Origin of the sequence: Psychrobacter sp. Ps6 (assembly GCF_022129235.1) — a bacterium.
In the GTDB taxonomy this organism is placed as follows: Bacteria; Pseudomonadota; Gammaproteobacteria; order Pseudomonadales; family Moraxellaceae; genus Psychrobacter.
Genome location: NZ_JADQAI010000067.1, coordinates 1 through 2,290, shown reverse-complemented (window position 1 = coordinate 2,290; position 2,290 = coordinate 1). Strand labels below are relative to the sequence as shown.

The 2,290-nt window shown below is 35.1% G+C and carries 1 protein-coding gene; it reads left to right on the top strand.

Going from position 1 to position 2,290, the window contains the following annotated elements:
- The coding region (locus I3255_RS13760; protein ID WP_238039314.1) for a hypothetical protein at window positions 1-2,290 on the top strand (2,290 nt) is incomplete at both ends.

The window sequence follows — 2,290 nt, the reverse complement described above, 5'->3', positions numbered from 1 at the left end:
TGAAGTTACAGAGATAAAACCAGAAGACTTTGTTACATCATCTTCTTCTCAGAATGTAATAAAAGAAAGTGCGGTTAAGGATATACAGCAAGATCATTTATCTCTTGATAAGCCAGCTGAAATTGCTGACTTAAATAAGGGTATTTCTCTCGATGATCAAACGATTTCGATCGCAGTTAATCCAGAAGATTCAAATATAATTGAAGAGAGTGTTAATAAAGATCAGGTAAAACCTTTAGATGTATCATCTAATCGTGTTGGTTCTTATCCGGTATATCAATTGCCTGAAAATATTAATGACGATCTTAAATCACACCCAGCGAGCAGTGAGATCCAGGTTGGTCGTTTATTAAATATTTCTCGATTAAATAATAAGTTAAATGATTATTATGATGTATATGGGGCAAGAGATAAGTTGTCATTTAAGGTTTCTTTTCTCTCCGCTCAAGAGACTGAATACACTAAAGTTGCTTGTCGTTGGATAAGTGAAGGTGAAACTTCAGCTCAAGATCATGAATTATCAACAAAATGTGAATATCAATTATCAGGTAATGAGTATTTAAAACCGTTATTAATTGAAGTTCGTTATTATATTAAAGACCAATTACATTTGGCAAAATTTCGTTATCAAAAGCGTTTTCTAATTGATCGGAAATCCAATACCTTAGGTAGCGTTAATTTATATAATGATAGTGATATATCTGAAAATATAACGTTAGCCGAAAGTGGTTTGGCACAAATGAATCGTTCATTAAGCGAGGAATTTAAGCACAATATCCGTAAAGTCGAAGCTAACTATAGCGGTTTTGCTGCCATTAATATGCAGGGAAACTTGTTTACATGGGGCACTAAAACATTTATTGGAGAAGAAGACTATTTACAAACGGTAAATCAAGAGAAAATTGTTGATGTTGTACCTAGTTTACGATCCTTTGCTGTTTTAAATGAATATGGGCAAGTCCATGTTGTTGGTTCTTTGGGGAATTTTACCGACACTTTGTTGCAGGACCAATTTAAATTTACTCAAATGATGGGTAATAAACATGCTTTTGCATTAAAAACAGAAAATGGTCAAGTGTGCTTAGTGACCGACAAAATGACAAAAGCTGATTTTTCAGGAACCTGTAAGTATTTAAAACAAGATGCGCCAATAGCTAAATTTGTCGGTTTAGGCCAAGATTTTAATGGGTTTGCTATCTTAACGACAAGAGGTGAGCTAGTTGAATGGGGCAGTGCTTCGCATGAATATAAACAGTATTTGCGAGATATAGCGGCACAAAAGGTAAAGGAATCGCAAGAACAGGCTGAAAAAGAAGCTCTAGCTAAAGAAAAAGGAGAGTTGTCTGATACCGATTTATCACCGAGCACAAGTCAATTAATTCAGGCGACTGATGCGAAAACCCATTTTAATTGGGATCTCTATTTCGATAAACTTCGCAATATCGATAATAATGAGCCGTCTTTATTATTTAATGACTTAGTTGCAACAGATGGCGCTTTTGCAGCTTTAACAAAAAATAAAAAGGTCATCGTATGGGGAATTTCCAGTTATGGCGGTTCACCTGTATATGATTATGCTGGTTTTAAAGTTAAGTTAGTTGAAGATACGACGACATGTAAAGAAAGTAATAAGACGTTTTATACTCAGGATGGGTGCTCGAATGGTTTAAAACGTGTTCCAGTACCTGGTTACTATCAGCAAATACGTGTTAATGAAGTTAATCAGAAATTATTGGAACCGTTAGAGAATATTAAGAAAGTAGTCGCAAATCATGGTGCTTTTGCTGCATTAACAGAAAGTGGTCAAGTACTGACGTGGGGAAGTGTTTTTTATGGGGGGAATACATACTCTCATGAATTAAAAGGCTTACATTCTGAGTTAGAAAACGCTAAAGATATTATGGCAAGTGATGATGGTTTTACTGCATTATTTGCCAATGGAAAGACTCTATCTTGGAAAGGGATTTGGAACCTGAGCGCGAAAAAAGGTGATCAAGTTTCGTTTGAGAAATTCTATGATTATGATTCTGTATCGACTGAAGATAAATATGGATGGTTTAGAGGCTTTGGTCTAAAAGATGGTAATAATGTAGGACACTTTATTACTAATGGTGAAGCCTTCATGGCAATTTCTGGCATAAGTGATGAACCTAAAGCATGGATAAGCAGTTGGGGTAATAAAGAGTTTGGTGGTGGTCTTTTAGATAGTACAAGAGATTTAATTGTCATTCCTGATCGAATTATTGCTACGTATCCTGACCATTATGGTTTTACATTTGTCACAGCTTAT